Below are 24,353 nucleotides of genomic sequence, written 5' to 3' on the forward strand. Positions count from 1 at the left end.
GGGTGAGCCGTCCGCGCGTGCGCCGCGCACGGGCCGGCGGCCCGGGGTGCCCCCGCCTGCGGGCACCCCGGGGTGCCTCACCAGCGGTGGTGGACCAGCGCGCGGATGCGGCGGTCGTAGAGCTCGGCCGCCCCGGCCAGCACGCGTTCCGGGAGCGGCGGCAGGGCGGCGGCCGCGGAGTTGGCCGCCGCCTGGGCGGGGGTGCGGGCGCCCGGGATGACGCTGGTGACGCCCGGCTGCTGGACGATCCAGCGCAGCGCGGTCTGGGCGGGGGTGGCGCCCTCGGGCGCCAGCGCGGAGAATTCGGCGGCCGCCTCCACCCCGGTCGCGTAGTCGACGCCGGAGAAGGTCTCGCCGACGTCGAAGGAGTCGCCGTGCCGGTTGTAGGTGCGGTGGTCCTCGGCGGGGAACACCGTGTCGTGCCGGTAGGCGCCGGAGAGCAGCCCGGAGGCCAGCGGGACGCGGGCGATGACCGCCACGCCGGCCTCCCGGGCCGCCGGCAGCACCTCGGCGAGGGGCTTGCGGCGGAACGGGTTGAGGATGATCTGGACGCTGGCCACGTTCGGGCGGGCGATCGCGGCGAGGGCCTCCGCGCAGGTCTCGACGCTGACCCCGTAGGCGGCGGTCCGCTTCTCGGCGACGAGCGTGTCGAGCGCCTCGTAGACGGCGGGGGTGGCGAGGACCGCGGTCGGCGGGCAGTGCAGCTGGACCAGGTCGAGGGTGTCCACGCCCAGGTTCTCCCGTGAACGGTCGGTCCAGCTGCGGAAGGCGTCCAGGGTGAAGGCCTCCGGCTGCTGGGGGCCGCGGCGGCCCAGCTTGGTCGCGACGGTGATCGCGGCGGCCCGGTCGGGGGCGAGCCCGCGCAGGTACCCGCCGATCAGGCGCTCGCTGCGGCCGTCGCCGTAGACGTCGGCGGTGTCCAGGAAGGTCACGCCGGAGCCGACCGCGGCGTCCAGGACGGCGTGGGCGTCCGGTTCGGAGACGTGCCCCCAGTCCGCGCCGAGCTGCCAGGTGCCCAGGCCGATCACCGACAGCTGCCGGTGGCCGAGCCTGCTCGTCGTCCGCTTCTCCATGAGGGCCGTCCTCGGGTCGTGGGGGTGGGGTTTCCGGACACCATCCTGGCACAGGAATTGCCAGACTAGACAAATGTTTGCCAAGTTCCTATCGTCCAGAGCAGATATCCGGAGGAAGACCGATGAACCGGGAGGTTCCGACCATGCGGTTGAACAAGGCGACCGTGTTGCTCACCGGTGCGGCCGGAGGCATCGGCCGCACCCTGGCGCGCCGGCTCGCCGGGGCGGGCGCCACCCTGATCGTCACCGGCCGGCGCCGGGAGCCGCTGCGGTCGCTGGCGGCCGAACTCGGCGCCCGGCCGGTGGTCGCCGACCTCGCCGACCCGGAGCAGGTCCGCCGGCTCGCCGAGGACTGCCCGGACGTCGACGTGCTGGTGGCCAACGCCGCCCTGCCCGCCAGCGGCGAGCTGCTCGACTACACGCCCGAGCAGATCGACCGGGCGCTGGCCGTCAACCTGAGCGCACCGGTGATGCTCAGCCGGCTGCTGACGCCCCGGATGGTGGCGGCCGGCCGCGGGCAGCTCGCCTTCGTCGGCTCGATGTCGGGGAAGGCCGCGACGCCCTACTCGTCGCTGTACACCGCGGGCAAGTTCGGGCTGCGCGGCTTCGCGCTGAGCCTGCGGCAGGACCTGCGCGGCACCGGGGTCGGGGTCTCGCTCGTCCAGCCCGGGTTCGTGGGCGGGGCCGGGATGTTCGCGGACACCGGGGCCGAGGTGCCGAGCGGCGTGCGCACGGTGTCGCCGGAGCAGGTCGCGACCGCCGTCCTCCGGGCGATCGAGGAGGACCGGGCCGAGACCAACGTGGCACCGCTCACCCTGCGGCTGCGCTGCGCGGTGGCCGGGCAGTTCCCCGGCTACGCGGAGCGCGGCGGGCGCGGGGACGAGACGGCGGCCCGGCGCATCGTCGCGGCGCAGCGCGCGCTGCGCTGAGGCCGGCCGGCCGTGCTCCGGGGCGCCCCGTGACGCCCCGGAGCACGGCCGGCCGCGGGCTCACACCCCGGCCCCGGCCCCGGCCCCGGCCCCGGCCCCGGCCCCGGCGCGGCGCCCGGGGCGGGCGGCCCGGGCCACCAGCGGCCCGGTCAGGGTGCCGACGGCGAGCAGCAGCGCGGCCAGCAGCAGCCATCCCGGCCGGCCCCAGGAGAGCACGAAGACCCCGAGGACGGCGGGGCCGAGTGCGTCGCCCAGGCCGGCGCCGAAGCCGAACACCCCGGAGTACTGGCCCTGGGCCCCGGGCTCGGCGAAGCCGAAGGAGTACTCCATCGACGCCGCGGCGTGCCAGAGCTCGCCCGCCGTGTACACCGCCGTCCCGACGGTGAGGAGCAGCGCGGCCGCCCACCACGGCGGCCCCTCGGCGGCCGCCGTCAGCAGCAGGGCGGCGGCCAGCGCCCCACCGGCCCAGCGCAGCCGCCGGCCGGCCGCGTCGACGCCGGTCACGTTGCGCGCCGCCCGGACCTGGAACGCCGCGATCAGGCCGGTGTTGAGCAGCAGGACGGCGGAGGTGGTCCAGCGGGGGGCCGAGGTGTGCCCGACGATCCACAGCGGGAGCGCGAACGCGGGCACCGAGTAGTGCAGCTCCAGCAGCCCGTTGGCCGCCGTCGCGACCAGGAAGGGGCGGTTGCGCAGGGCCGTCCAGCCGGTCCGCGGCCGGTCCGCCCCGGCCGCCCGCGGGGCCGGCCGGGGCAGCCGGGCCAGCACCAGCGCGCAGGCCAGGAAGGCCAGCACCCGGCCGACCAGCAGGGCGGTGTAGGCGCCGCGGGTGTCGGCCTGGACGGCCAGCCCGGCCAGCACCGCGCCCAGCGACAGGGCGAGGTTGGTCACCGCCTGCAGGTAGGCGCGGAACGCGGCCGGCCGGGTGCCGCCGAACGCGCGGACCAGCGGGTCGCGGCTGGCCGGGTTGGCCGCGTGCACGGCCGCGGTCAGGCAGGCGACGGCCAGGAACGGCCAGAACCCGCGGACGAACAGGTAGCCGGTCGTGAAGGCGGCGCCGAGCAGCATGACGCCGATCTGGGTCCGGCGGGCGCCCCAGCGGTCGGCGATCCGGCCGCCGGCGAGCCCGGCGAACAGCCCGGTGACGCCGCCAGCGGTGAGGCCGAGCGCGACCTGGCCGGTCGGCAGGCCGACCACCCGGGTGAAGTAGAGGGCGCTGCTCGCGACGAACAGGCCGCTGCCGAAGGTGTTCACCACCGTCGCGGCGGCGAGGACCCGCTGCGGCCCCGGCTCGGGGAGCAGCCGGGCCCACGGCGCCGGGCGGTCGGCAGCGGCGGGTGCCGCCGGTGTCCCGGGTGCCGCGGGTGCGGTGGGGGTCGGGGGTGCGGCGGGGGTCGGGGCGGTGAGCGTCATGCCGGGACCCCGACCGGCGCCGCGGACCCGTTCGGTACGGTGACCAGCCGGTCGTCGAACCAGCGGCGCAGCTCGTCGAAGCGGCGCAGCAGCGCGGCCTCGGACTCCGCGGCCACCAGGACCTGGGCGGCCCGCTGGTCGGTGCTCGCGAGCGAGTCGGACCAGCTGGTGCCCGGGGCGGCCTCCACCCGGGCGTACTCGACGCCGGGCAGGGCCTCCAGCTCCCCGGCGGAGGGGCAGGCGACCACGGTGCCCGGCCGGCCCGGCAGGAAGCTGCTGCCGATCACCCGGGGGTCGGTGCGCACCTCCCGGTCCGGCAGGCGGCCCAGCCCGCAGAGCAGCATGGCCTCGCCGAGGTCGATCCCGAACTTGGCCAGCGTCTCCTCGTGGATCAGCCCGCCGCCGCGGCGGGCCGCGCACTCGCTGAAGACCAGCCGGCCGTCGGCGGGGTCGTGGAAGAGCTCCATGTGGAACACCCCGTCGGTCAGGCCGAGGGCGCTGAGGGAGCGGCGCACGAGCGGCTCGGCCAGGGCGTACCGCCAGGCTTCGCGCTGCGGGTCGATCCGGCGCATCCAGAGAGGGCGGTCCTGGTCGACCACGCTCAGGCAGGGGCTGCCGTAGGCGCCGAGGGCCAGGAAGCGGACCTCGCCGTCGAGCACGAAGCCGTCCGCGATCCACTCCTCCCCGCTGACGAACTCCTCCAGCAGGAAGGTCCGTTCGGTGGAGCGCCCGGCCCGCAGGCGGTCGCCGAAGGCGCGCAGTCCGGCGAGGTCGGTGACGGTGGCGGTCAGCCGGGTCGAGGCGCCGGCGACGGGCTTGACCACCGCGCGCGGGTAGGGGAGCGCGGTCAGCCCGGTCAGGTCGTGGACGTCCTCGATCACCGTGGTGCGGGCGGTCGGGACGCCGGCCGCGCGGACGGTGCGCTTCTGGACCTCCTTGTCGCGGAAGCGCACCGCGGTGTCCGGGTCGATGGCCCGGCAGCCCAGGTGGCGGGCCAGCAGTCCGGCCGTCACCAGGGCGAACTCGTCGGTGGTGACCACCGCGTCGTAGCGCAGACCGGCGAGGCCGGCCCGGTGCAGGGCGGCCAGTACGGACTCGGCGTCGCTCTGGCTGTCGGCGTGGACGGCGGTCAGCTGCGCCGGGACGGGCACCGCGCCGGCGTCCCGTTCCGGGGCGCCGGTGACCACGACGGCGTCGACGCCGAGGCGTACGCACGCGTCGAGGGTGTACCTGGCCGCGCCCAGGAGCAGGACGAGCGGCCGGGGGTCGTTCTCTGTCACGTTCCCTCCCTGTTCTCCGACCGAGCATATACAGATGTTGCCAGTGAGAGGCAAGTTATTGCCAAGAGTTGCCAGGCCTTCTAGAGTCGACCCCGACAACCGGCGCCCAGCGCAGCCGCCCACTCAGACAAGGAGGGCATCCGGACCCATGTGCCGCCTGATCCTGGCCTCCGGGACGTTCGACCCGGCGGACATCGTGGCCGCCGCCGTACAGATGAGCCGTGGCCTGACCGCCGACCACGACAACGCCACCACCGTGCACGCACACGGCTGGGGCGCGGTCTGGCGCGACCCCGGGAGCGGAGCGCTGCGGGCGCACCGGGACGAGCGCCCGGCGGCCGAGAGCGCCCCCGACTCCCCGGTGGCCACCGCCCGCACCGACTTCCTGGCCATCCACGTCCGCAACGCCACACTGCCCGAGAACCGCGGTCCCGCCTTCACCCACCCGCTCGAACGCCCCGGCGACCCCTGGTACTTCATGCACAACGGGTACCTGCCGACGGCTTACCGCGGGCTCGGGCTGGCCGCCTCCGCCTTCGACTCCGCGGAGTACTTCGACTACCTGATCCCGCCCGGCACCGACCGGCTGGACGAACGGACGGCGCTCGCCCGGCTCCGGGCCCTGGAGCCCGGCGGCACCTCCGGCAACGCCGTCGCCGTGCACCCCGACCGGGCCCACCTCGTGCACTGGAGCCCGCCGGACACCCGCACCCCGCGCTTCTTCGCGATGCGGCGCACCACCACCGCGACGGCGCAGATCGTCGCCTCCGAGACCGTCCCGGCCCTGGCCCCGTCCGCCGCCTGGCGGCCGGTGGCCCCCGGCACCGTGCTGACCTTCCCGTTCACCGCCCCCACCACCGAGAGGACCCCGACATGCCCGAGCTCTGGGGCCGCGTCGTCCACCACCTCGACCAGCCCGGCGAGCCCGCTCCGGACGGTCCCGGCCTCCTCAAGGGCCTGATCTCCGGCGACCACGCCGTCGTCGTCCTGCGCGGCCTGCTGTCGGAGGAGGAGTTCACCGCCAACCGGGAACGCGTCGTGCCGCTGTTCGGCCGGGCCGACACCACCGAGTACAGCAACGGCAGCCTGACCACCCTCGGGCCCTACCTGGCCAAGCACCTGGCCGCCCCGGACACGTACTTCGAGCAGGCGGCCGCCGCCGAACGGCTCACCGCCGGCGTCGGCTTCGACCTCGCCGACCGGGTGCGCGCCCGGCTCGCCGAGGTGCTCGGGCTGGACGCCTTCGACGTGGCCGCCGAACCGGACGGCCGCGAGTACGCCCGGAAGAACGTCCGGATCTACTCCGACGGCGTCCGCACCCCGCTGCACAACGACAACATGATGCGCGACGCCGCCGGGACCGGCCTGGTGCTGGCCGGGCTGCTGCATCACCTGAGCGTCGTGGTCTGCATCCAGGAGTGCGACGGCGGCGGCGAGCTGGAGATCCACCGCAAGCAGTGGGAGCCCCTGGACGAGGAGTTCAAGGTGGTCGGCGGCCTCGGCTACGACCAGGCCGTCACCCGCGGCGCCCCCGCCCACCGCTTCAAGCCGCAGACCGGCGACGTCTACCTGCTCAACCCGACCCACTACCACTCGATCGAGAAGCCGACCGGGACGGACCGGGTCACCATGGGCTTCTTCTTCGGCTTCTTCGACCCCGCCCTGACCCGCGCCGTGGCCTGGGTCTGACCCCCACCTCCCCCGGCCGCGCGGCGCCGGCCCCCGCCCCCGCCCCCGCGGGCGGCGGACAGGCCGGCGCCACGCCCGGACCCCGGCCGCACCGGCGGCCCGGACCCCGGCCGCACCGGCGGCCCGAGCCCCCGGCCCGAACCCCGAGAGAGAGCCGAACCGACGATGGCGAGCCCTGACAGCAACGGCGGCGTGCCCGCCGCCGAATCCCGCGCGAGGATCCAGCGGATCGTCGAGCAGGAGGACATCGAACTGATCCGCTTCCTGTGGGTCGACCACAACTCCGTCACCCGCGGCAAGGCGGTCTCCCGCCAGGCCCTGCCCGGCCGGATGGACTCCGGCATCGGCCTGGCCCGGAGCCGGCAGGCGTCCAGTCTGCTCGACCTCGGCCAGCCCGTCCCCGGGTTCGACGCCGTCGGCGAGGTCCGGCTCGTCCCCGACCCCGACTCCTTCGTCCGCCTGCCGCACGCCCCCGGTTCGGCCGCGATGCTCTGCGACCTGCTCACCGTGGACGGCGACCCCTGGGACGCCTGCCCGCGCACCTTCCTCAAGGAGGCCCTGGCCGCCGCCGGCGAGTACCAGGTGGTCGCGGCCTTCGAGCCGGAGTTCACGCTCTGCTCCACCCAGCCGTCGCCGGGCGTGCTGGACCTGTTCGACGACAGCCTCTGCTTCGACAACGAGGGCTTCGACGCCGCCGACTCCTACACCGTGGACCTGCTGCGCGCGCTGCGCTTCCAGGGCCTGACCGTGGAGACGTACCACCCCGAGTTCGGCGCCGGCCAGCACGAGATGACGCTGCGGCACGCGCCGGCCCTGCGCGCCGCGGACAACTACGTCTGGCAGCGCGCCACCACCCGGGGCACGGCCCGGCGCAAGGGCCTGTGGGCGACCTTCGCACCGGTGCCGGCCCCCGGCATGCGCGGCAACGGCAACCACGCCCACCTCTCGCTCTGGCAGCCCGGCCAGGACGGCCGCCCCCCGGTGAACCTGTTCGCCGACCCCTCCGACGAGCTCGGACTCTCCACCCTGGCCCGGCACTTCATCGGCGGACTGCTGGCGCACCTGCCCGGGCTCACCGCGCTCACCAACGCCAGCGTCAACAGCTACCACCGCCTGCGGCCCGGTATGTGGGCGGGCGCCTTCGGCGCGTACGGACTGGACAACCGCGAGGCCGCGATCCGCATCCCCACCCGGCTGCGCGGCGACGAGACGGGCTCCACCAACGTCGAGGTCAAGATCTGCGACTCCACCGCCAACCCCTACCTGGCGCTGGGCGCCCTGATCCACGCCGGGATGGACGGCATTCGCCGAGGCCTGGACCCGGGCGAGCCGCTGCACGCCGACCCCAACAGGCTCTCCGCCGACGAGCTGCGCCGGCTCGGCGTCACGGCGCTGCCGCGGACGCTGGAGGAGGCCGTGGACGCGCTGGAGCGGGACGAGTTCCTGATGTCCGTGCTCGGCCCGGCCCGCGCCGCCCTCTACCCGGCGATCAAGCGGGCGGACGTCCGGGACATGAAGGAACTGGGTTCCGACTCCGAGTACTTCACCCACGCCGTGCGGTTCTGAACCGGCACGGTCTGCACCGCCACCCGGCGGTCCGGACGGCCCCGTCCCGGACAGCCCCGTGGTCTCCCGTCCTGAGCGCCGCCCCGGACCCCCGTCCCGGGCCGCCGGGCGGCAACGATCGGAGGCGCCGGCCATCGCGGCCGGCGCCTCCGATCGTGTGCGTTCGGGCCCCGCTCAGCGCCTGGCCGCCCGGGCCGCCAGCGGCGGCGCCAGCACGGCGGCGGCCGCGTAGCCCAGTCCGAGCACCACCCACCCGGCGCCGCCCAGCCCGGACAGCGCCAGCGTGATGACGAACGGCCCGCAGGAACGGCCCAGTTGGGTCCCCACGCTCCAGGCGCCCTGGTACTCGCCGAGCCGGCCGTCGACCGCGAGCTCGTAGGACAGGCCCCAGGCACCGGCCGACTGCAGCAGCTCGGCGGCGGTCAGCAGGGCCACCGCGAGGAGCAGCACCGCCACCGCGGGCAGCGGCGGCAGCGACCCGGTGGTGGCGAAGACCAGCGAGCAGGCGAGCACGGCCAGCCCGCCCCGGCGCATCGCCCGGGCCGCGCTGCCGGTGTCGGTGACGCCCCGCCCCGCCCGCATCTGGAAGCCGATGGCCAGGAACACGTTGGCCAGCAGCAGCGCCGAGGCCGTCCAGGACGGCGCCGCGGTGTGCTGGGTGACCCACAGCGGCACGGCGATCTCCAGCAGCTCGCCGTGCAGGATCAGCAGCCCGTTCACCAGGGCGAGGCCCAGGTACCAGCGGTCGCGCAGCACCGTGGCCCCGCCGCCGGTGCCGGCCGGGCGGCCGCGCGGCGTCTCCGGCAGGCGCAGCGCGACGAGCCCGACCAGCAGGACGCACACCGCGCCGCCGGCGATCAGCAGCCGGAAGGCGAACGGGGTGCCGACGACCAGCGCGGCGCCGAGCGCGGGCGTGCCCAGGGTGGCGCCGACGTTGTGCACCACCCGGTTGTAGGCCAGCGTGTCCACCCGGTTCTCCGGGGTGGTCAGCGCCCCGAGGTAGGCCTGCCGCACCGGGTCGACGGCGCTCTCGGCGAGCCCCGCCAGGCAGACCACCAGGAGGAACTCCGCGAAGGAGTCGACCAGCAGGTAGCTGCCGAGCAGCAGGCCGCGGACGACGCCGAGCCCGACCAGCAGCCGCCGGTGGCCGATCCGGTCGCCGAGCAGCCCGGCGGGCAGCGCGGCCGAGAGCCCGATGAGCGTCGCCATCGAGAGCCCGGTGCCGACCTGCACGGCGCCGAGCCCGGCGACCCGGGTGAAGAACAGCACGCCGCCCGCGAGCATCACCCCGCGGGCGAGCGAGTCGAAGAACGACAGGGCGGCGTAGACCCGCAGCGGCCCCCGCGGGGGCACCGCCCGGGCCCACCGGTCGGCGGCCGGGCCCGGCTCCGCGGCCGGCGGGGCGGCGGTGCCGCCCTCGGCGGTCCCCGGGGCGGTCTGGTCCGCGGCCGACCCGGAGGTGGCCGTCGTCGCGGTGGCGGCCGGGCCGACGGCGGTCGTGGTGGTGCTGGTGGCCGTCCCGTCGCCCGACGGGTTGTCACCGGCCATGGTCTCTCCTCTCCCGGTGTGCGGCGGCGGGGCCGGTGCGCACTGCCCCCGGCCCCGCCCTGGTCCCCGTGTGCTCAGCGCAGGCGGTACACCCGGTCCTTGAGGGTGTCGACCACCTCGCGGTCCCGGCGCAGCTCCTCCTGGTCCGCGCCGGCCATGAACAGCCGCAGCGGGCTGGACAGCAGGTCCACCGTCGGCCGGATGCGCCGGCCGGGCGCGGAGCGGACCACCACCGAGTGCACGGTGGGCAGTGCCGCGATCCGGTCCACGACGGACTCGTCGACCGAGTCGACGACCCCGTCCAGCGCGGTCGGGCTCTCGTAGACCGCCGCGGCCAGCCGCGGCCGGTAGACCCGCCCGCCGAAGCGGCGGGCGAAGTCCTCGGGCTCCAGCAGCGCGCGGGCGACCAGGGCCGCCGGGTTGGTGCCGAGCACGTGGTCGTAGAAGTCGGGCTGCATGGCGCCGTTGAACCGGGCGCCGACCTCCACCAGCGCCGGCCCCTGCGGGGTCATGATGACCTCGGCGTGCGAGGCGCCGTGCCGGATGCCGAGCGCGTCCAGCACCCGGCGCACGTACGCGACGAGGGCGGGCACCGGCTCCGCGTCCGGGTCGCGCAGGACGTCCCGGTCGTAGATCTTCCGGCCGCCGTCCACGACGTTCTTCTCGTACTCCCACACGGCCGCGACGAAGCTGTGGCCGTCGGCGCTGACCGAGTCCACGCAGTACTCGGTGCCCGGCAGGAAGGACTGCACCAGGACCTCGGTGTTGCGCTCGGCGAACATCGAGGTGCCGGCCAGCACCCGGTGGGCCGCGGACTCCACCTCGGCCTCGTCGTGGCAGATGTAGACGTTGTCCGAGGAGGCGGAGGACAGAGGCTTGACGACCACCGGGTAGTCGGCGCGCGCCCGGGCCCAGCCGACCACCGCCTCCGCGGTGTCGGCCTTGAACTGCTCGGCGCAGCGGATGCCCGCGGCCCGCAGCGCCTCGATCATCCGGAACTTGTCCCGCCGGGCCGCCGACAGCGCGGTGCCGTTGCCGGGCAGGCCGAGCCGCTCGGCGAGTGCGTCGGCCAGCGGGACGCCCGGCTCCTGCCCGGCGACGACGGCGACCGGCGCGAGCGCGGCCAGCCGGGCGACGGTCGCCTCGAAGGCGGAGGCGTCCGGGCAGACCAGGCTCTCCCGGTAGTCCTCGGCGCGGGGCGGGATCATGGCGGGCCTGGGCTCGGCCGTGCTGAGGACGTGGACGGCCGGGTGGCCCGCGGCGGCGAAGGCGCTCACCAGGGCCGAAGCGTTGGAGTAGCCGTCCACGATCACGACGGGCCGGTCGGAGGGCACGGGGTGGGCGGCGCGCGGCGCCGGCGCGGTAGACGTGGTCAACGTGGGGTCGCTTTCTGGGAGTTCTGCCGGGAGGCGGCGCCGTGGTGCGGCACGTTCCCCGAACGGTCGAGGGCTGGACGGGGCAGTCGAGGGCGGGGCGGTCGAGGGCTGGTCGGGCGGGGAACAGGTCGGGCGGAGGGCGGGGCCGGTCAGCGGGCCAGCGCGGCGCGCCCGGCCAGCACCTTGCGGAAGGCCGCGGCGAGGTCGCGCACGTCGGACTCGTCGCCCAGCAGCGCGGCGTGGTGGAAGGTCAGGAAGCCGGCCGCCACCCGGCGGCTGACCGGCAGGTCGTAGCGGCCCGGGTCGAGCCGCTTCAGGTGGTCCGGGCCGAGGTCGAAGCGGCGCCTGGTGGCCGGGGCGTACAGCGGGCTCTCGTACAGCGGCCGGTACACCGGCCTGACGTGCAGGCCGAGTTCGGCGGTCAGGGCCTCGGCGACCAGGCCCGCGGGCAGGCCCCGGAACTCCTGCTCGGGCAGGCCGACCGCGTAGCCGAAGTACGTCCGGTCGGTGGTGCCGGGCGCGCTCGTCTGGGGGCGGAAGCCGTCCGCCGCGAGCAGCGCGTCGAGCCGCTCGGCGTTGGCCCGGCGGGCGGCGTTCTGGGCGTCCAGCTCCCGCAACTGCGCCACCAGCAGGGCGGACTGGAACTCGGACAGGCAGCGGTTGCTGCCCATCAGCTCGCCCGTCTCCACCAGCTCCGGCAGACCGACCGGTGGCGGTGCGGCGGCCCGGGTCCGGCCGTCGGCCCGCAGGTGCGCGATCCGGCGGGCGAGGACCGGGTCGTCGGTGACGGCGGCCCCGCCCTCGCCGCTGGTGAGCACCTTGGTGTGGTGCATGCTGAACGTCCCGACGTCGCCGAGCGTGCCGGCCCGGCGGCCGCGGTAGACCGCGCCGTGGGCCTGGGCGGCGTCCTCGATCAGCGCCAGCCCGTGCCGGTCCGCGACCGCCCGCAGACCGTCCAGGTCCGCCACCGCCGAGTACAGGTGCACCACGACGACGGCCCGGGTCGCGGGGGTGACGGCCGCCTCGACGGCCGCCGGGTCCAGGCACAGCGTGTCCGGGTCGACATCGGCGAAGACCGGCACGGCGTTGACGCCGGCCACCGTCGAGGCCGAGGCGGCCCAGGACACGGCGGGGACGATCACCTCGTCGCCCGCGCCGACCCCGCAGGCCTCCAGGGCCGTCATCAGGGCCGCCGTGCCGCTGGCGGTGGGGACGCAGTGGGCCGCGCCCAGGTATCCGGCGAACGCGGCGGCGAAGCGCTCCTCCTGGGTCGGGGCCCCCAGGTACGGGCTGGCGATCGACCAGCGGCCGGAGTCCAGCACCTCGTTCAGCGCGGCCCGCGCGCCGGCCGCCGGGCGGGGCCAGCGCGGCCAGGCCCGGCCGGTCCGGACGGGTGCGCCGCCGTGGACGGCCAGTGCCGTGCTCATGCGCGCACCTCGCCGGGCCCGGCGGGGGCCGCCGCCCCGGCGCACCTCGCGGTGCCGAACTGGTCTCGCTCGCGCATGGGACGTCCTCCTGAGGGGGTGCGGGGTGGGTGCCGCCGGGGCCGGCGGCACCGGACGGGCCGGGCCGGTGGGCGCCGACCCGGGCCGGGGCCGGCCGGCGCCGGTTCAGAGCAGGCCGCGGACGGTCCCGCCGTCCACGCCCCAGACCGAGCCGGTGACGAAGGACGCGGCCTCGGAGGCCAGGAAGGCGATCACCCGGGCCACCTCCTCCGGCGTGCCCATCCGGCCGAGCGGCAGCTGGCGCTTGCTCAGCTCGTGTTCGACGGCGGCCTTGGCGTCGCGGCCGTGGACGCTGCCGAGGGTGTCGGCGAAGCCGCCGGGGCGGGTCCACAGCGGTGTCCAGACCGGGCCCGGCGCGACGGCGTTGACCCGGACGGCCGGGCCCTCGGACAGGGCCAGGCTCTTGGTCAGGCTGAGCAGCGCCACCTTGGAGACCTGGTAGTCGGCGGGCCCGGCCTCCGGCTGGCGGGCCAGGTCGGAGGCGTTGGTGACGATGCTGCCCCGGCCGCGCCGGCGCATCCCGGGCAGCACCAGTCGGGCGGCCCGGACGGCGCTCAGGAAGTTGAGCTCGAAGGTGTCCAGCCAGTCCTGGTCCGAGAGCTCGTCGAAGGTCCGGGCGTAGCACTGGCCGACGTTGTTGACCAGGACGTCCACCCGGCCGCCGAGGCCGTCCAGGGCCGCGCCGACGGCGTCGGCGACGCCGCCGGCGGTGGCGAGGTCCCCGGTCACCGTCAGGACGGCGGGTGCGCCGTCCGCCCCGCCCAGCTCGGCCGCGAGCTGCTTCAGCCGGTCCTCGTCGCGGTCGACCAGGGCGAGCCGGGCGCCCTCGGCGGCGAACAGCCGGGCCGTCTCGGCGCCGATGCCGCTCGCGGCGCCGGTGATCAGGGCGTGCTGCCCGTCGAGTCCGAGCCTCATCCGACCCCCACCTCCGTGCTGATCAGCCGGAGGCGGTCCGAGACACCGGTGTTGGCCACGGTGACGGCGTACCCGGGGGGTACGGCCACCGACAGCCCGGCCGAGCCGACGGTGGGCACGCCGTCCACCGAGATCACGGCGCTGCCCTCCAGGACGTGCAGCACGATGCTGCGCCCGGCCGGCACCCGCTCCTCCAGCCGGCCCGAGGCCGGTACCTCCAGCAGCCGGAACCGGTGCCAGTCCCCGGTGAAGTACGGGGTGAGGTCGACCTCGGCGGCCAGGCCGGTGCCGGCCGGGGCGAGCAGGTCGGGGACGTGGATCCGGCCGGGGGCGGCGGCGGGGCCCTCGCCGGGGAAGACCTCGGTCACGAAGAAGTGCATGTCCTCGGTGCCGCGGTTGGCGATCGAGTGGGCGGAGCCGATCGGGGTGGTGACGAGGTCGCCGGCGGCCACCTCGATCTCGACCCCGTCCATGGTGACCACGGCCCGGCCGGAGACGATGTAGTAGATCTCCTCGGTGCGCAGGTGCACGTGCTCGCCGACCGAGCCGCCCGGCTCGATCACCACGTACTCGACGCAGTTCCACTCGCCTTCCAGGTGCATGCCGTTCATCAGCATCTTCCAGCGGCACACCCCCTCGCCGCCGACCTGCGCCCGGGTGACGGCAGGGCCGGAGACGTCGTTGGTGATGGGGCCGAAGGGGCGGCGCTCGCCGCGGACGACGGTGGCCATCAGGCGCTCACCAGCTCGGCGCGGCGGGCCAGCACGGAGTCGATGCCGATCCGGACCACGGCCTCCTCGACCTGGGTGATCTGGGCGCCGCCGGGGCGGTGCGGGCGGCCCAGGCCCTCCAGGAGGATCAGGTCGCAGCTGCCGTCGCGGTGCGGCAGGTAGCCGCGCTTGTTGTCGAGCCGCACGACGCCCAGCAGCGCGTCGGTCTCCAGCCCCTCGGGCAGCGCGGTGGGCGCGCCGTTGAGTTCCAGCAGGCGGCGGTGGGCCGCCTCGTCGGCGCGGTCGAGCAGCCCCAGCTCGCGGGAGACGCGGGCGGCGGCGAGCATGCCGACGCCGATGGCGAAGCCGTGCCGCAGCCGGCCGTCCGTCAGCAGCTCGGCCGCGTGGCCGACGGTGTGCCCGTACTCCAGGGCCAGGGCCTCGTGCTTCTCGGTCGGGTCGTCGTGCATCACCGAGGTCTTGGCGTCCACGCACAGGTCGATGAACGAGGTGATCACGTCGGGGGAGTAGCGGCCGTCCGGGCGCAGCAGCGCGGCGACCTCGTCGTACCGCTCCGGCACGATGGCCAGCACGTTCTTGATCATCTCGCAGAGCGCGGACTGGGTCTCCGCGGCCGGCAGCGACTCCAGGAAGTCCAGGTGGTTCCAGACCAGCACGGGGGCGTGGAAGGTGCCCAGGTGGTTCTTGCCGCAGCGGGAGTTGACCGCCTGCTTCAGCGAGAGCACCGAGTCGGACATGCCCAGCAGGGTGGTCGGCATGTGCACCAGCCGGATCCCGCGGAAGATCAGCGCCGCCAGCAGGCCGGCGATGTTCCCGACCACGCCGCCGCCGAGGGCCACCACGACCGAGCGCCGGGTGATGCCGCTGCGCAGCGCCTGCTCGGCGAGGCGGTCCAGCGTGGTGAGGCTCTTCTCGGTCTCGTCGGCGGCGGCGCTCAGGACGACGGTGGGGGCGAGCAGGGACAGCTGCCGCTCGGTCTCGGCGACGACGTGGGCGGGCAGGCCGGCGTCCGCGACGACCACGAAGCGGTCGGCGTCCAGCCGGGCGAAGCGGGTGCGCAGGTCGAGCCAGGCGGTGCGTCCGTGCCGGACGTGGAAGTCGTAGCGGACGTCGCCGAAGCGCACCTCGCGGTCGAGGCCGGCGGTCGGGGCGGTCATGACGCTCATGGGTTCTCCCTCACGGAGACGGGGCGGTGGGTGTCGGTCGGGTGCGGGGCCGGGTGCGGCCCGCGCGGGAAGAGGGCGTCGACGAAGCCGTTGCGGAACTTGCCGTCGGGGTCGAGCCGGTGGGCCAGCGCCGCGAAGTCGGCGGCCCGCCGGTAGCCGGCGGCGGTCGCGGCCGGGGCGGCGGCGGTGAGCTTGCCCCAGTGCGGCCGGGCGCCCAGCGGCATCAGCCGCCGCTCCACGGCCTCCAGGACGGGCCGGACGGCGGGCAGGTCCCGCACCCAGGTGAAGTGGAAGGTCGCCGAGTCGCGCCGGTAGGCGGGGCTCAGCCACAGGTCGTCCGCGCGGACCGTCCGCAGTTCGGCGACGTGCAGCACCGGGGCGACCAGCTCGCCGAGTTCGCGCACCGCGGCGATCGCGGCCGGGGCGGCCTCCCGCGGCAGGTAGTACTCGGACTGCAGTTCGGCGCCGGCGCCCGGGGTCAGGTCCGGCCGGAAGTGCGGCAGGCGTTCGTGCCAGGGCCCGGCGACGCCCAGCTGCGGCGTGCTGGAGCCGGCCGGCATGCCGGGGACGGGGTGCATCGGGCGGTCCGCCGGGCGGCCGCCGCTCCAGGTGCCGGCGGGGCGGTCGACGCGGTGCTTGAGCCAGACATCGGCCCGGCCGCTGCGCCAGTCGGTGAATGCGCTGACGCTGTAGGCGGCGCCGAACACCTCGTCGTAGCGGTCGGCGACCTCCTCAAGCGGCACGTCGACCCGCACCCGCTGGGCGACCCGGTAGGCCGGTTCGACGGCCAGGGTCAGCCGGGTGACGACGCCGAGCGCGCCGAGCGCGACCACCGCGCCGGGGAAGACCTCCGGGTCGTCGGCCCGGCTGAGCCGGACGGTCCCGCCGTCGGGGCCGACCAGTTCCAGTGCGGTGACGGCGCCGGACAGGCACTGCTGCCCGTCGCCGGAGCCGTGCGTGCCGGTGGCGACGGAGCCCGCCACCGAGATGTGCGGCAGCGAGGCCAGGTTCGCCAGGGCCAGGCCGGAGCGGTGCAGGGCGGCCGCGACGTCGCCGTAGCGCAGGCCGGCCGCCACGGTCGCCGTCGACCGGTCGGGGGCGACGACGACCTCGGGCGGGAGGCCGTCCAGCACCACCTGGTCGTCGACGGTGTCGGCGACCAGGCTGAAGGAGTGGCCGCTGCCCAGGGCGCGGATTCGGGCGGCCCGTGCCACCAGACGGCGCAACTCCTCGACGCTGCCGGGGCGGTGGAGCCGCTTGCGGGCGTAGACGACGTTCCCGGCCCAGTTCGCGGCCGGTTCCCGGGCGCTCACCGGGCACGCTCCGCGCGGCCCGCGCCCGCCGGGGACGCGCCGCTGAGGCCCGCGCCCGCCGGGGGCGCCTGGGTGGGCGGCGCCAGCTCGTCGACGGTGACGAAGCGGTAGCCGCGCCCGTGCAGCCCCTCGATGATGGCGGGCAGCGCGTCCACGGTCTGGGTGCGGTCGCCGCCGCCGTCGTGCAGCAGCACGATGGAGCCCGGCCGGGCCTGCTCCAGCACCAGGGCGGAGATCGCCTCGGCGCCCGGCATGGTCCAGTCGTCGGGGGCGACGTCCCAGAGCGCGATCCGCGCGAAGGTCTCCTCCAGCCAGCCCAGCACCTCGGGCGTCCGCGCCCCGTACGGGGGGCGGAACAGGGTGGGGGCCGGGCCACCGGAGGCCGTGGCGATGGCCTCGTCGGTGCGCTCCAGCTGCTCGACGAGCTGCGCGCGGGTCAGCTCGGGCAGGAACGGGTGGGACCAGGTGTGGTTGCCGATCAGGTGGCCCTGCTCGCGCATCCGGACCAGCAGGTCGGGGTGCGCGCCCGCGTTCATGCCGACGCAGAAGAACGTCGCGGGGACGCGGTAGCGCTCCAGCACGTCGAGGATCCGGTCGGTGTAGGGCGGCAGCGGGCCGTCGTCGAAGGTCAGCGCGACCTCGCGGCGTCCGGCCCCGCCGTGGCTGATCAGGCGTCCGGCCCGGGTGAGGGCGGCCACCTCGGCGGTGGTGGAGGCGATCCAGGCCTCCAGCTCGCCCTCCCGGCCGGTCTGGGTGCCGCGCCGGCGCTCCAGCGGAACGAGTGCGGAGGGCCGCAGCCGTGCGGTGCGGGCCAGTTCCTCGGCGCCGACCGAGCTGAACGGCGGGCGCGCGGGCAGGGCGTGGGCGTCGATCCGGTGCACGGTGATCCCGGCGGCCATCAGGCGGCCGTCGAGGATCCCGTTGGTGCTCTCCACCACGGTGACCAGCGGCCCGTCGAGGCCGCGCAGGTGGCGGATCAGTTCCTCGGTGCGCGCCGGTGCGAAGTGCAGCGGCGCCGCTGCGAGGCCGTCCTGGTCGACGGTGTGGACGTGGTACCCCTCGGCGCTCCAGGAGACTCCCGAGTAGAACATCCGAGTTCCTTCCTTGGGTGGTCCGGTGGTCCGGTCACGCGGGCTTGCGGTACTCCGTGAAGTGCCGCTCGGCGAAGAGCTCCGGCCGCGTCCCGCGGTCGAGCTCCAACTCGCGTGCCCGGCGCAGCATGTGGCGCCAGTACGGCTTCACCGGCGGCCACAGGGCGCCGGTCTGGCAGTACGACGCGTCGACGAAGTAGCGCTCCTTGCCGGGGTGGTGCGGGTTCGGCCGGCGGGCGTGGAACAGCGCCGAGTGCAGCACCACCGTGGAGCCGGGCGGGAGTTCGTCGACGACGACCTCGCCGGGCAGCACCCCGGTGTCCAGGTGGGCGAGGGCGGTCTTGGGCGCGGCCCGGTGGTGCGAGCCGGGCAGCACGACCAGGGCCGAGGTCTCGCGGTCGAGCCCGTCGAGGTAGTGCAGGGTGTGCACCATGCCGTACGCGCGGTCCGAGGCGAGCGCCTGCTCGTAGTCGTGGTGCCACTGCTTGCCGGCCAGGCCGGGGGCCTGGCGGTCGCTGTGCAGGTGGTGGAAGACGAAGGACGGGCCGAGCAGCCGGTCGAGCACGGCCAGCAGCGGCGGGTGACCGATCAGTTCGCCGTGGGCGGGCAGTTCGAGTTCCAGCACGGGCGGGTCGCCGTGCACCGCGGGTTGGAGGCAGCAGGCGATGGAGCGGGCCCGCAGGCCCTCGTCGACCCAGCGGTCGACCTCCGGTCTGAGCCGGTCCACCAGGTCTGCGGGGAGGAACGAGGGGAGGATCAGGTAGCCCTGTTCCGCGAACCGGTCGAGCTGTTCGGGGCTCAGCGGCGCCGTGGCGTCGAGTGGGGTCGCGGTGGCGTCGAGGCGGGTCGGGTAGTGGAGCGACACGTGCGTTGACTCCGTTCGGCTGGTTCGGACGAGCGGGCGTGGGGGCCGCTTACGGCCAGTCGATGCCGTTGCCCGGGGTGTTGATCCCGGGGCCGTGGGTGCCGCCGGTGGCGGTGGGCGTCGGGGTGGCGGTGGGAGTGGCGCCGGACGGCCCGGTGGGCCAGTCGATGCCGTTGTCCGGGCCGCTGGCGGCGCTGGTGCGGGTCGGCGGGGCCGGCCAGTCGATGCCGTTGCCGGGCCCGTTCAGGCCGGCCACGGCGGCGAGGCCGAGGACGGCGAACAGGGCGGCGGCGGTCAGCCGGGTGCGAGCACGCATGGGTCACTCCAGGACATGGGTGTGTGTGGGGGGTGTTGCTGGGGGCAACTCGTGGTGTCTGCCGTTGCCAACGAGGCCAACTTAGTCAGGCCGTCCGAGCCTTGGCAATAGGTTGCCTCAAGTTGGCAAGTCTAGACCAACTGACGTAGCCTAGGTTTGCCCATCTGTCCCGATTTCCACTACGCTGCGGTGCTGTCATCAGCTCTCGCCCGCCATCGGATGCTGAATTCAGGCGGCTTCGCACTCGCTGAGCAGCACCTGAATGCGGGCCTCCGGACATCAGGGACTCACATTGATGGAACAGCCTCTTTTCGGGCGCCGACTGAAGGAATTGCGCGCCAAGCGCGGCCTCTCCCAGGCGGCACTGGCCGGCGAGGAGATCTCCACCGGATACCTCTCGAGACTGGAGTCGGGGCTGCGGCAGCCGACCGACCGGGTGGTGGGTTACCTCGCCGGGAAACTCGACGTGGACCGGTCCGCCTTCGACCTGCCGCCGTCGGGCAACTCGCTTGCCCAGGCGCTGAGCATCGCCACCTCGATGGAGGGCGACGAGGCCGTCGAGGGGCTCATCACCGCCCTCGAGTCCGGCGACGAGCAGGACCCGCTGCAGCGCTGGCAGGCGCTCTGGCTGGTCGCCCGGCACTGGCGCACCCTCGGCGACCGCCCCCGGGAGCTGGCCTGCCTGCAGGAGCTCGCCGCGATCGGCGGCGAGCTGGCGCTCCCCGAGCTGCAGTGCCGGGCGTGGACCCAGCTGGCCCGCTTCGAGCGCTCCGCCGGCGAGATCGACGAGGCCATCGGGCACGCGGCCGGCGCGCACCGCCTGGCCAAGGAGTCCGGGCTGTCCGTGCTCACCGTGGCCGGGGCCCTGCTGGCCCTGGTCTCCGCGGAGGCCGAGGCGGGCCGGCTGCCGGACGCGCGGGCGCACGTGGACGAGCTGCTCGGCCTGGTCGGGGACCGCACCGACGCGCTGCGCGCCGAGGCGCTCTGGGCGGCCGCCACCGTGCGCTACCGCCAGGGCGACCACGAGGGCGCGATCGAGCACCTGGAACGGGCCATCGAATGGCTGGACAGCCGGGTGGACCTCACCCTCTGGATGCGGCTGCGCCTGGCCGGCGCGTCCCTCGCGCTGCAGCTGACGCCGCCGCGCACCGAGCTGGCCCGGGCCAGGATGGCGGAGGCCGAGTCGGCGCTCGCGCTGGTCGGCACCCCGATGCTGCGCCAGGAGTTCCGCACGCTGCAGGCCTACCTCGCCTTCGAGGAGGGCCGCTACGCCGACGCGCGGGCCGCCCACGACGAGCTGTTCCGGGGCGACCTGCGGCTGACCTACCGGGACCAGATCCGGCTGAGCATCATGAACAGCCGGCTGCTGATCATCGAGGGCCGGCGGAGCGAGGGCATCAAGCAGCTGAAGGAGCTGGCCGAACAGGCCCGGCAGGCCTCCAACATCGATCTCGCGGCCGAGGTCTGGCGCATTCTGGCGGAGATCCTGGAGGAGGGTCCGGCCTGAGACACTTTTCTTGTCACGTCGTTGCCTGAGAGTTGCCTACTCTGGCACAGTTGCTTCATGGCCCGCGGTCGCGACCCTCACTGCCCGCGGGCCTGACCCCGGCAACTGAAAGGAGACCCAGGCCGTGACAAGACGTGCCAACGGGCACCACCAGGCAGCAGCGCACCGGCCCGCCCCCCGGTCGGAGCGGACATGAGCGCCACCACCGCCGAACTGCGCCGTCGCACCGCCCGCTGGCTCTCGGTGGCCCGGCTGCTGCGCCACGTCCCACCCGGGACCCTCGCGGCGACCCTGCTGCTGAACGTGCTGCTCGGGATCCTGCCCGTCGGCTTCGTCGTGGCCATGAGCGTCCTGCTCCAGCGGGTGCCCGCCGCCGTCACCGGCGCCGCCCCGCACGCCTGGACCGCCGTCCTGACCGCCCTCGGGGTGGCCGCCCTCGCACTCGCCCTGCAACAGGCCCTCGCCCCCTTCCAGGCCGCCGCGGGCGAACTGGTGATGCGTCACGTCGACCAGCGCTGCCGCGGCCTGCTGATGCACGCGGCCCTCACCGACGCCCCCGCGATGGCCCTCGACGACCCGCGCCTGCTCGACCGGCTCGACGCCGCCAGGACCGCCTTCGACCGTGAGTCCGCCTCCCCCGGCGACGCCGCCGCCGGCGCCCTCGCCCTGGTCGCCCGCTACACCCAGCTCACCGGCTCGGTGCTCCTCGTGGGCTTCGCGCTGTCCCCCGCCGCGGCCGTGGTGATCGGCCTGACCGCCCTGGTGATCCGCTTCGGCCAGCGCGGCTCGCTCGGCGCCTTCGGCGACTTCTACGACGGCATCACCGGCCACAAGCGCCGCGTCGGCTACCTGCGCACCCTCGCCTCGGGCACGCACGCCGCCAAGGAGATCCGGCTGCTCGGCCTGATCGGCTGGCTGCGCGACCGGTACGCGCGCGAGAACCTCGGCTACCTGACCACCATGTGGCAGGGCCGGCGGCGCATCCTCGGCCGCCCCTTCGTCCTGCTGTCGGCCGTCGGCGTGGCCGGATCGGCCGCCACCGTCGCCATGCTCGCCGTCGCCGCGGTGGACCACGGCCTCGGCCTGCTGGAACTCGGCATCGCCCTGCAGGCCGTCCTCACCCTGATGCGCTTCGGCGTCTACTTCCCCGAGTGCGACGTCCAGACCCAGTACGGCGCCATCGCGCACCAGGCCCTGCTGGACTTCCGCGACGGCGCCCGCGCCCTGCCCGCCCTGACCCCCGGCGCCGACCGCCCGGCGGCCGGCCTGCCCGAACGCTCGATCCGCTTCCACGACGTCGGCTTCCGCTACGGCGCGGGCGGCCGCGCCGTCCTCGACGGCCTCGACCTGGAACTGCCCGCCGGCACCTCGACCGCACTGGTCGGCCTCAACGGCGCCGGCAAGACCACCCTCGTCAAGCTCCTCACCCGGATGTACGACCCGACCGCCGGCCGGATCACCGTCGACGGCCACGACCTCACCGACATCGCACCCGAGGAGTGGCACCGGCGGCTCGCCGTCATCTTCCAGGACTACGTCCGCTACGAGCTGAGCGCCCGCGAGAACATCGCCCTGGGCGCACCCGGCTTCGCCGGCGACGAGGCCGACCTGCTCGCCGCCGCCCGCCGCGCCGGCGCCACCGAGGTCCTCGCCGCGCTCCCGCAGGGCCTGGACACCGTGCTCTCCCGCCAGTACCGCAACGGCCGCGACCTCTCCGGCGGCCAGTGGCAGCGGATCGGCCTCGCCCGCGCCATGTACGCCGTGCGCGCCGGCGCCTCGGTCATGGTCCTCGACGAGCCCACCGCCCAACTCGACGTCCGCGCCGAGGTCGAGTTCTACGACCGCTTCCTCGAGATGACCCGCGGTCTCACCACGCTGATCATCTCCCACCGCTTCTCGACCGTCCGCCGGGCCGACCAGATCGTCGTCCTGGAACACGGGAAGGTCGTCGAACGCGGCAGCCACGACGAACTGGTCGCCGCCGGCGGCCGGTACGCCACCCTGTTCCGCCTGCAGGCCGAGCGCTTCACCGACCAGGCCGAGCCGGCGGAACCCGACCTGCTGACGGACGCCGCCTCATGACCCACCTCGCCCGCACCATGCGCTGGCTGTTCGGACTCGCCTGGCGCACCGACCGCGGCCGGTTCCTCAAGGCCGCCACCCTGATCTCCCTCGGCCACCTGGCCGTCCCGCTGGGCGCGCTCGCCCTGCGGGCCTTCACCGACGACCTGCTCGACCACCGCCTCGCCCCCGCCCTGCTGCTGGCCGGTGTCATCGCGGCGGCCCTGGTGGCCGAACTGATGATGGGTCACTTCGCCCACCTCCACTACTTCGAGCTCGGCGAGCAGGCCGAGGGCGAGGTCACCTCCGAACTGATGGCCCTCGCCAACGGCACGCCCGGGATCGAGCACCTGGACAGCTCCGAGTTCGCCGACACCGTCGAACTGGTCCGGGAGGAGGTCCAGCGGATGCGGGCCTACGTCGAGGCGCTGCTGCAGATCGTGGCCCTCGTCGTGCAACTGGCCATCACCACGGCCGTCCTCGGCTCGCTGGAACCCTGGCTGCTGCTCCTCCCGCTCGCCGCCCTGCCCCCGGTGCTGACCGGCCGGTCCGCACAGCGCCGCATCGACCGCTCGCGCACCGCCGCCGCCGAACAGAACCGCCGCGCCCGCCACCTGCTGCACACCGCGACCACTGCCAGGTCGGCCAAGGAGGCCCGGCTGTTCGGGACGGAGGCCGCGCTGGTCCGCCTGCACGACCGCAGCTGGGAGCAGGCCACCGGGCGGCTCTGGCGCGGCCAGCTGTCCGCCGCCGCGTTCCGGGCGCTCGGCCAGCTCGCCTTCGCCGCGGCCTGTTGCGGGGCGGTCTACCTGGTCATCCGGCAGGCCGTCCGCGGCCGGCTGACGATCGGTGACGTCGTCCTGGTGATCACCCTGGCCGTCCAGGTCAACGGCCAGGTGGCCGCCGCCCTGAGCACCCTGTCGACGCTCCAGGCGGCCGGGCACACCGTCCAGCGGCTGCTCGGCCTGCGGGCCTGGCCCGCCCGGCAGGCCGGCACGGCCACCGCGGGCGGGGCCGCGCCGGGAGCCGGCCCCGCGGCCGCCGCGCCGGCCGGGAGCGTCCCGTTGCGGCTGAGCCGCGGCATCCGGCTGGAGGGCGTCGGCTTCAGCTACCCCGGGACCGACCGCCCCGTCCTGCGCGGTGTCGACCTCGACCTGCCGGCCGGGAGCACGGTGGCACTGGTCGGCGAGAACGGCGCCGGCAAGAGCACGCTGGTCAAGCTGCTCTGCGGGCTCTACCAGCCGACCTCGGGGCGGATCCTGGTCGACGGCGTGGACCTGCGCGACGCACCGCCGCAGGAGTGGCAGGCCCGGGTCTCCGCGCTGTTCCAGGACTTCGCCCGGTTCGAGCTCACCCTGCGGGAGAACGTCGGCGTCGGCGACCTCGGCCGGATCGACGCGGACGAGGTCCTCGTCGCCGCGCTCGAACAGGCCGGTGCCGGGCCGGTCCTGCCCCGGGTCCCCGGCGGCCTGGACGGCCCGCTCGGACGCGGCTACGTGGACGGCGCCGAACTGTCCGGCGGCCAGTGGCAGAGCCTCGGCCTGGCCCGCTCCGCGCTGCGGGACGAACCGCTGCTGCTGATCCTGGACGAGCCGGCCGCCGCGCTGGACGCCGCCGCGGAGCACCGCGTGTTCGAGCGCTACGCGGGCTCCGCCGAGCAGGTGGGCCGGCACGGCGGCGTCACGCTCTTCGTCTCGCACCGCTTCTCCACGGTCCGGATGGCCGACCGGATCGTCGTACTGGACGGCGGCACCGTCGCCGAGTGCGGCGACCACGTCGAGCTGGTGGCGCGCGGCGGCCTCTACGCGGACCTGTTCGCGCTCCAGGCGCGCAGCTACAGCTGAGGGACGACCGCGGGGACGGACGACGGCGGTGCGGCAGGCCCCGGGCCCGCCGCACCGCCGTCGTCCTCCGTACGCCCCCGTCCGTCCTCCCTCGTCCGAGCACCGTCGTCCGGGTGTTCTCGTCCGGGCGCCGGGCCCGGTCACGCCTCGGGGCCGTGGACCGCTCGG

20 protein-coding genes are annotated in these 24,353 nt (G+C 75.4%); 7 read left to right on the forward strand and 13 right to left on the reverse strand.

The window, feature by feature from the left end:
• Window positions 1-77 precede the first annotated feature (77 nt).
• Window positions 78-1,073 carry an aldo/keto reductase gene (locus ACIRS1_RS11090; protein ID WP_360217896.1) on the reverse strand — a complete coding sequence of 332 codons (996 nt, stop codon included), beginning with the start codon at window positions 1,071-1,073 and terminating at the stop codon, window positions 78-80.
• 143 nt (window positions 1,074-1,216) lie between these two features.
• Here ACIRS1_RS11090 and ACIRS1_RS11095 point away from each other — a divergent pair, with 143 nt between their 5' ends.
• Window positions 1,217-2,002 (forward strand): SDR family NAD(P)-dependent oxidoreductase, encoded by a 786-nt coding sequence (locus ACIRS1_RS11095; RefSeq protein WP_402838642.1) that lies wholly within the window; start codon window positions 1,217-1,219, stop codon window positions 2,000-2,002.
• A 60-nt stretch (window positions 2,003-2,062) separates the two neighbouring features.
• Here the strand turns inward: ACIRS1_RS11095 and ACIRS1_RS11100 are convergent, their stop codons facing one another.
• Together ACIRS1_RS11100 and ACIRS1_RS11105 are read right to left on the reverse strand one after the other, a co-directional pair.
• Entirely contained in the window at window positions 2,063-3,412 is a 1,350-nt protein-coding gene (locus ACIRS1_RS11100; protein ID WP_402838506.1) for an MFS transporter, read from the reverse strand.
• A complete protein-coding gene (locus ACIRS1_RS11105) occupies window positions 3,409-4,692 on the reverse strand; it encodes a hypothetical protein (protein WP_402838507.1) in 1,284 nt (427 codons plus the stop codon). Before ACIRS1_RS11105 ends, ACIRS1_RS11100 begins: the two co-directional genes overlap by 4 nt.
• Before the next feature lie 148 nt (window positions 4,693-4,840).
• Between ACIRS1_RS11105 and ACIRS1_RS11110 the strand changes: the two genes are divergently transcribed.
• From ACIRS1_RS11110 to ACIRS1_RS11120, 3 genes are all read left to right on the forward strand, one after another.
• The gene (locus ACIRS1_RS11110; RefSeq protein ID WP_402838508.1) at window positions 4,841-5,653 is read left to right on the forward strand and encodes a class II glutamine amidotransferase; all 813 of its coding nucleotides are present in this window, start codon (window positions 4,841-4,843) and stop codon (window positions 5,651-5,653) included.
• Window positions 5,566-6,381 carry a hypothetical protein gene (locus ACIRS1_RS11115; protein WP_360217885.1) on the forward strand — a complete coding sequence of 272 codons (816 nt, stop codon included), beginning with the start codon at window positions 5,566-5,568 and terminating at the stop codon, window positions 6,379-6,381. Before ACIRS1_RS11110 ends, ACIRS1_RS11115 begins: the two co-directional genes overlap by 88 nt.
• A gap of 165 nt (window positions 6,382-6,546) precedes the next feature.
• The gene (locus ACIRS1_RS11120; RefSeq protein ID WP_402838510.1) at window positions 6,547-7,947 is read left to right on the forward strand and encodes a glutamine synthetase family protein; all 1,401 of its coding nucleotides are present in this window, start codon (window positions 6,547-6,549) and stop codon (window positions 7,945-7,947) included.
• Between the two features lie 174 nt (window positions 7,948-8,121).
• Here ACIRS1_RS11120 and ACIRS1_RS11125 read toward each other — a convergent pair whose 3' ends face one another.
• The 10 genes from ACIRS1_RS11125 to ACIRS1_RS11170 all read right to left on the reverse strand — a co-directional run bounded on the left by ACIRS1_RS11125 (window position 8,122) and on the right by ACIRS1_RS11170 (window position 18,773).
• Window positions 8,122-9,495 carry an MFS transporter gene (locus ACIRS1_RS11125; RefSeq protein ID WP_402838512.1) on the reverse strand — a complete coding sequence of 458 codons (1,374 nt, stop codon included), beginning with the start codon at window positions 9,493-9,495 and terminating at the stop codon, window positions 8,122-8,124.
• Between the two features lie 74 nt (window positions 9,496-9,569).
• On the reverse strand, window positions 9,570-10,871 hold the full coding sequence (locus ACIRS1_RS11130) for an ATP-grasp domain-containing protein (protein WP_402838514.1): 1,302 nt from the start codon (window positions 10,869-10,871) through the stop codon (window positions 9,570-9,572).
• A 149-nt stretch (window positions 10,872-11,020) separates the two neighbouring features.
• Window positions 11,021-12,298 carry a DegT/DnrJ/EryC1/StrS family aminotransferase gene (locus tag ACIRS1_RS11135; protein WP_402838515.1) on the reverse strand — a complete coding sequence of 426 codons (1,278 nt, stop codon included), beginning with the start codon at window positions 12,296-12,298 and terminating at the stop codon, window positions 11,021-11,023.
• 183 nt (window positions 12,299-12,481) lie between these two features.
• Window positions 12,482-13,291 (reverse strand): SDR family NAD(P)-dependent oxidoreductase, encoded by an 810-nt coding sequence (locus ACIRS1_RS11140; RefSeq protein WP_387899930.1) that lies wholly within the window; start codon window positions 13,289-13,291, stop codon window positions 12,482-12,484.
• Entirely contained in the window at window positions 13,288-14,022 is a 735-nt protein-coding gene (locus ACIRS1_RS11145; protein WP_360217867.1) for a cupin domain-containing protein, read from the reverse strand. The genes ACIRS1_RS11140 and ACIRS1_RS11145 overlap by 4 nt, the downstream gene beginning before the upstream one ends.
• Window positions 14,022-15,188: a 2-deoxy-scyllo-inosose synthase gene (locus tag ACIRS1_RS11150; protein ID WP_402838518.1), complete on the reverse strand. Its 1,167-nt coding sequence runs from the start codon at window positions 15,186-15,188 to the stop codon at window positions 14,022-14,024. The genes ACIRS1_RS11145 and ACIRS1_RS11150 overlap by 1 nt, the downstream gene beginning before the upstream one ends.
• A complete protein-coding gene (locus tag ACIRS1_RS11155; RefSeq protein ID WP_402838519.1) occupies window positions 15,185-16,501 on the reverse strand; it encodes a D-arabinono-1,4-lactone oxidase in 1,317 nt (438 codons plus the stop codon). The genes ACIRS1_RS11150 and ACIRS1_RS11155 overlap by 4 nt, the downstream gene beginning before the upstream one ends.
• Window positions 16,498-17,592 (reverse strand): polysaccharide deacetylase family protein, encoded by a 1,095-nt coding sequence (locus ACIRS1_RS11160; protein WP_402838520.1) that lies wholly within the window; start codon window positions 17,590-17,592, stop codon window positions 16,498-16,500. Before ACIRS1_RS11160 ends, ACIRS1_RS11155 begins: the two co-directional genes overlap by 4 nt.
• 34 nt (window positions 17,593-17,626) lie before the next feature.
• Complete coding sequence (locus ACIRS1_RS11165) at window positions 17,627-18,457, reverse strand: phytanoyl-CoA dioxygenase family protein (protein WP_360217855.1); 831 nt, start codon at window positions 18,455-18,457, stop codon at window positions 17,627-17,629.
• A gap of 49 nt (window positions 18,458-18,506) precedes the next feature.
• The gene (locus tag ACIRS1_RS11170) at window positions 18,507-18,773 is read right to left on the reverse strand and encodes a hypothetical protein (RefSeq protein WP_396317250.1); all 267 of its coding nucleotides are present in this window, start codon (window positions 18,771-18,773) and stop codon (window positions 18,507-18,509) included.
• 295 nt (window positions 18,774-19,068) lie between these two features.
• Here ACIRS1_RS11170 and ACIRS1_RS11175 point away from each other — a divergent pair, with 295 nt between their 5' ends.
• From ACIRS1_RS11175 to ACIRS1_RS11185, 3 genes are all read left to right on the forward strand, one after another.
• Window positions 19,069-20,280 (forward strand): helix-turn-helix domain-containing protein, encoded by a 1,212-nt coding sequence (locus ACIRS1_RS11175; protein ID WP_360217849.1) that lies wholly within the window; start codon window positions 19,069-19,071, stop codon window positions 20,278-20,280.
• A gap of 192 nt (window positions 20,281-20,472) precedes the next feature.
• Entirely contained in the window at window positions 20,473-22,362 is a 1,890-nt protein-coding gene (locus tag ACIRS1_RS11180) for an ABC transporter ATP-binding protein (protein WP_402838522.1), read from the forward strand.
• Entirely contained in the window at window positions 22,359-24,185 is a 1,827-nt protein-coding gene (locus ACIRS1_RS11185) for an ABC transporter ATP-binding protein (protein WP_402838524.1), read from the forward strand. Before ACIRS1_RS11180 ends, ACIRS1_RS11185 begins: the two co-directional genes overlap by 4 nt.
• Window positions 24,186-24,353: the final 168 nt, after the last annotated feature.

It is taken from the genome of Kitasatospora sp. NPDC101176, assembly GCF_044768035.1.
Taxonomy (GTDB): Bacteria; Actinomycetota; Actinomycetes; order Streptomycetales; family Streptomycetaceae; genus Kitasatospora.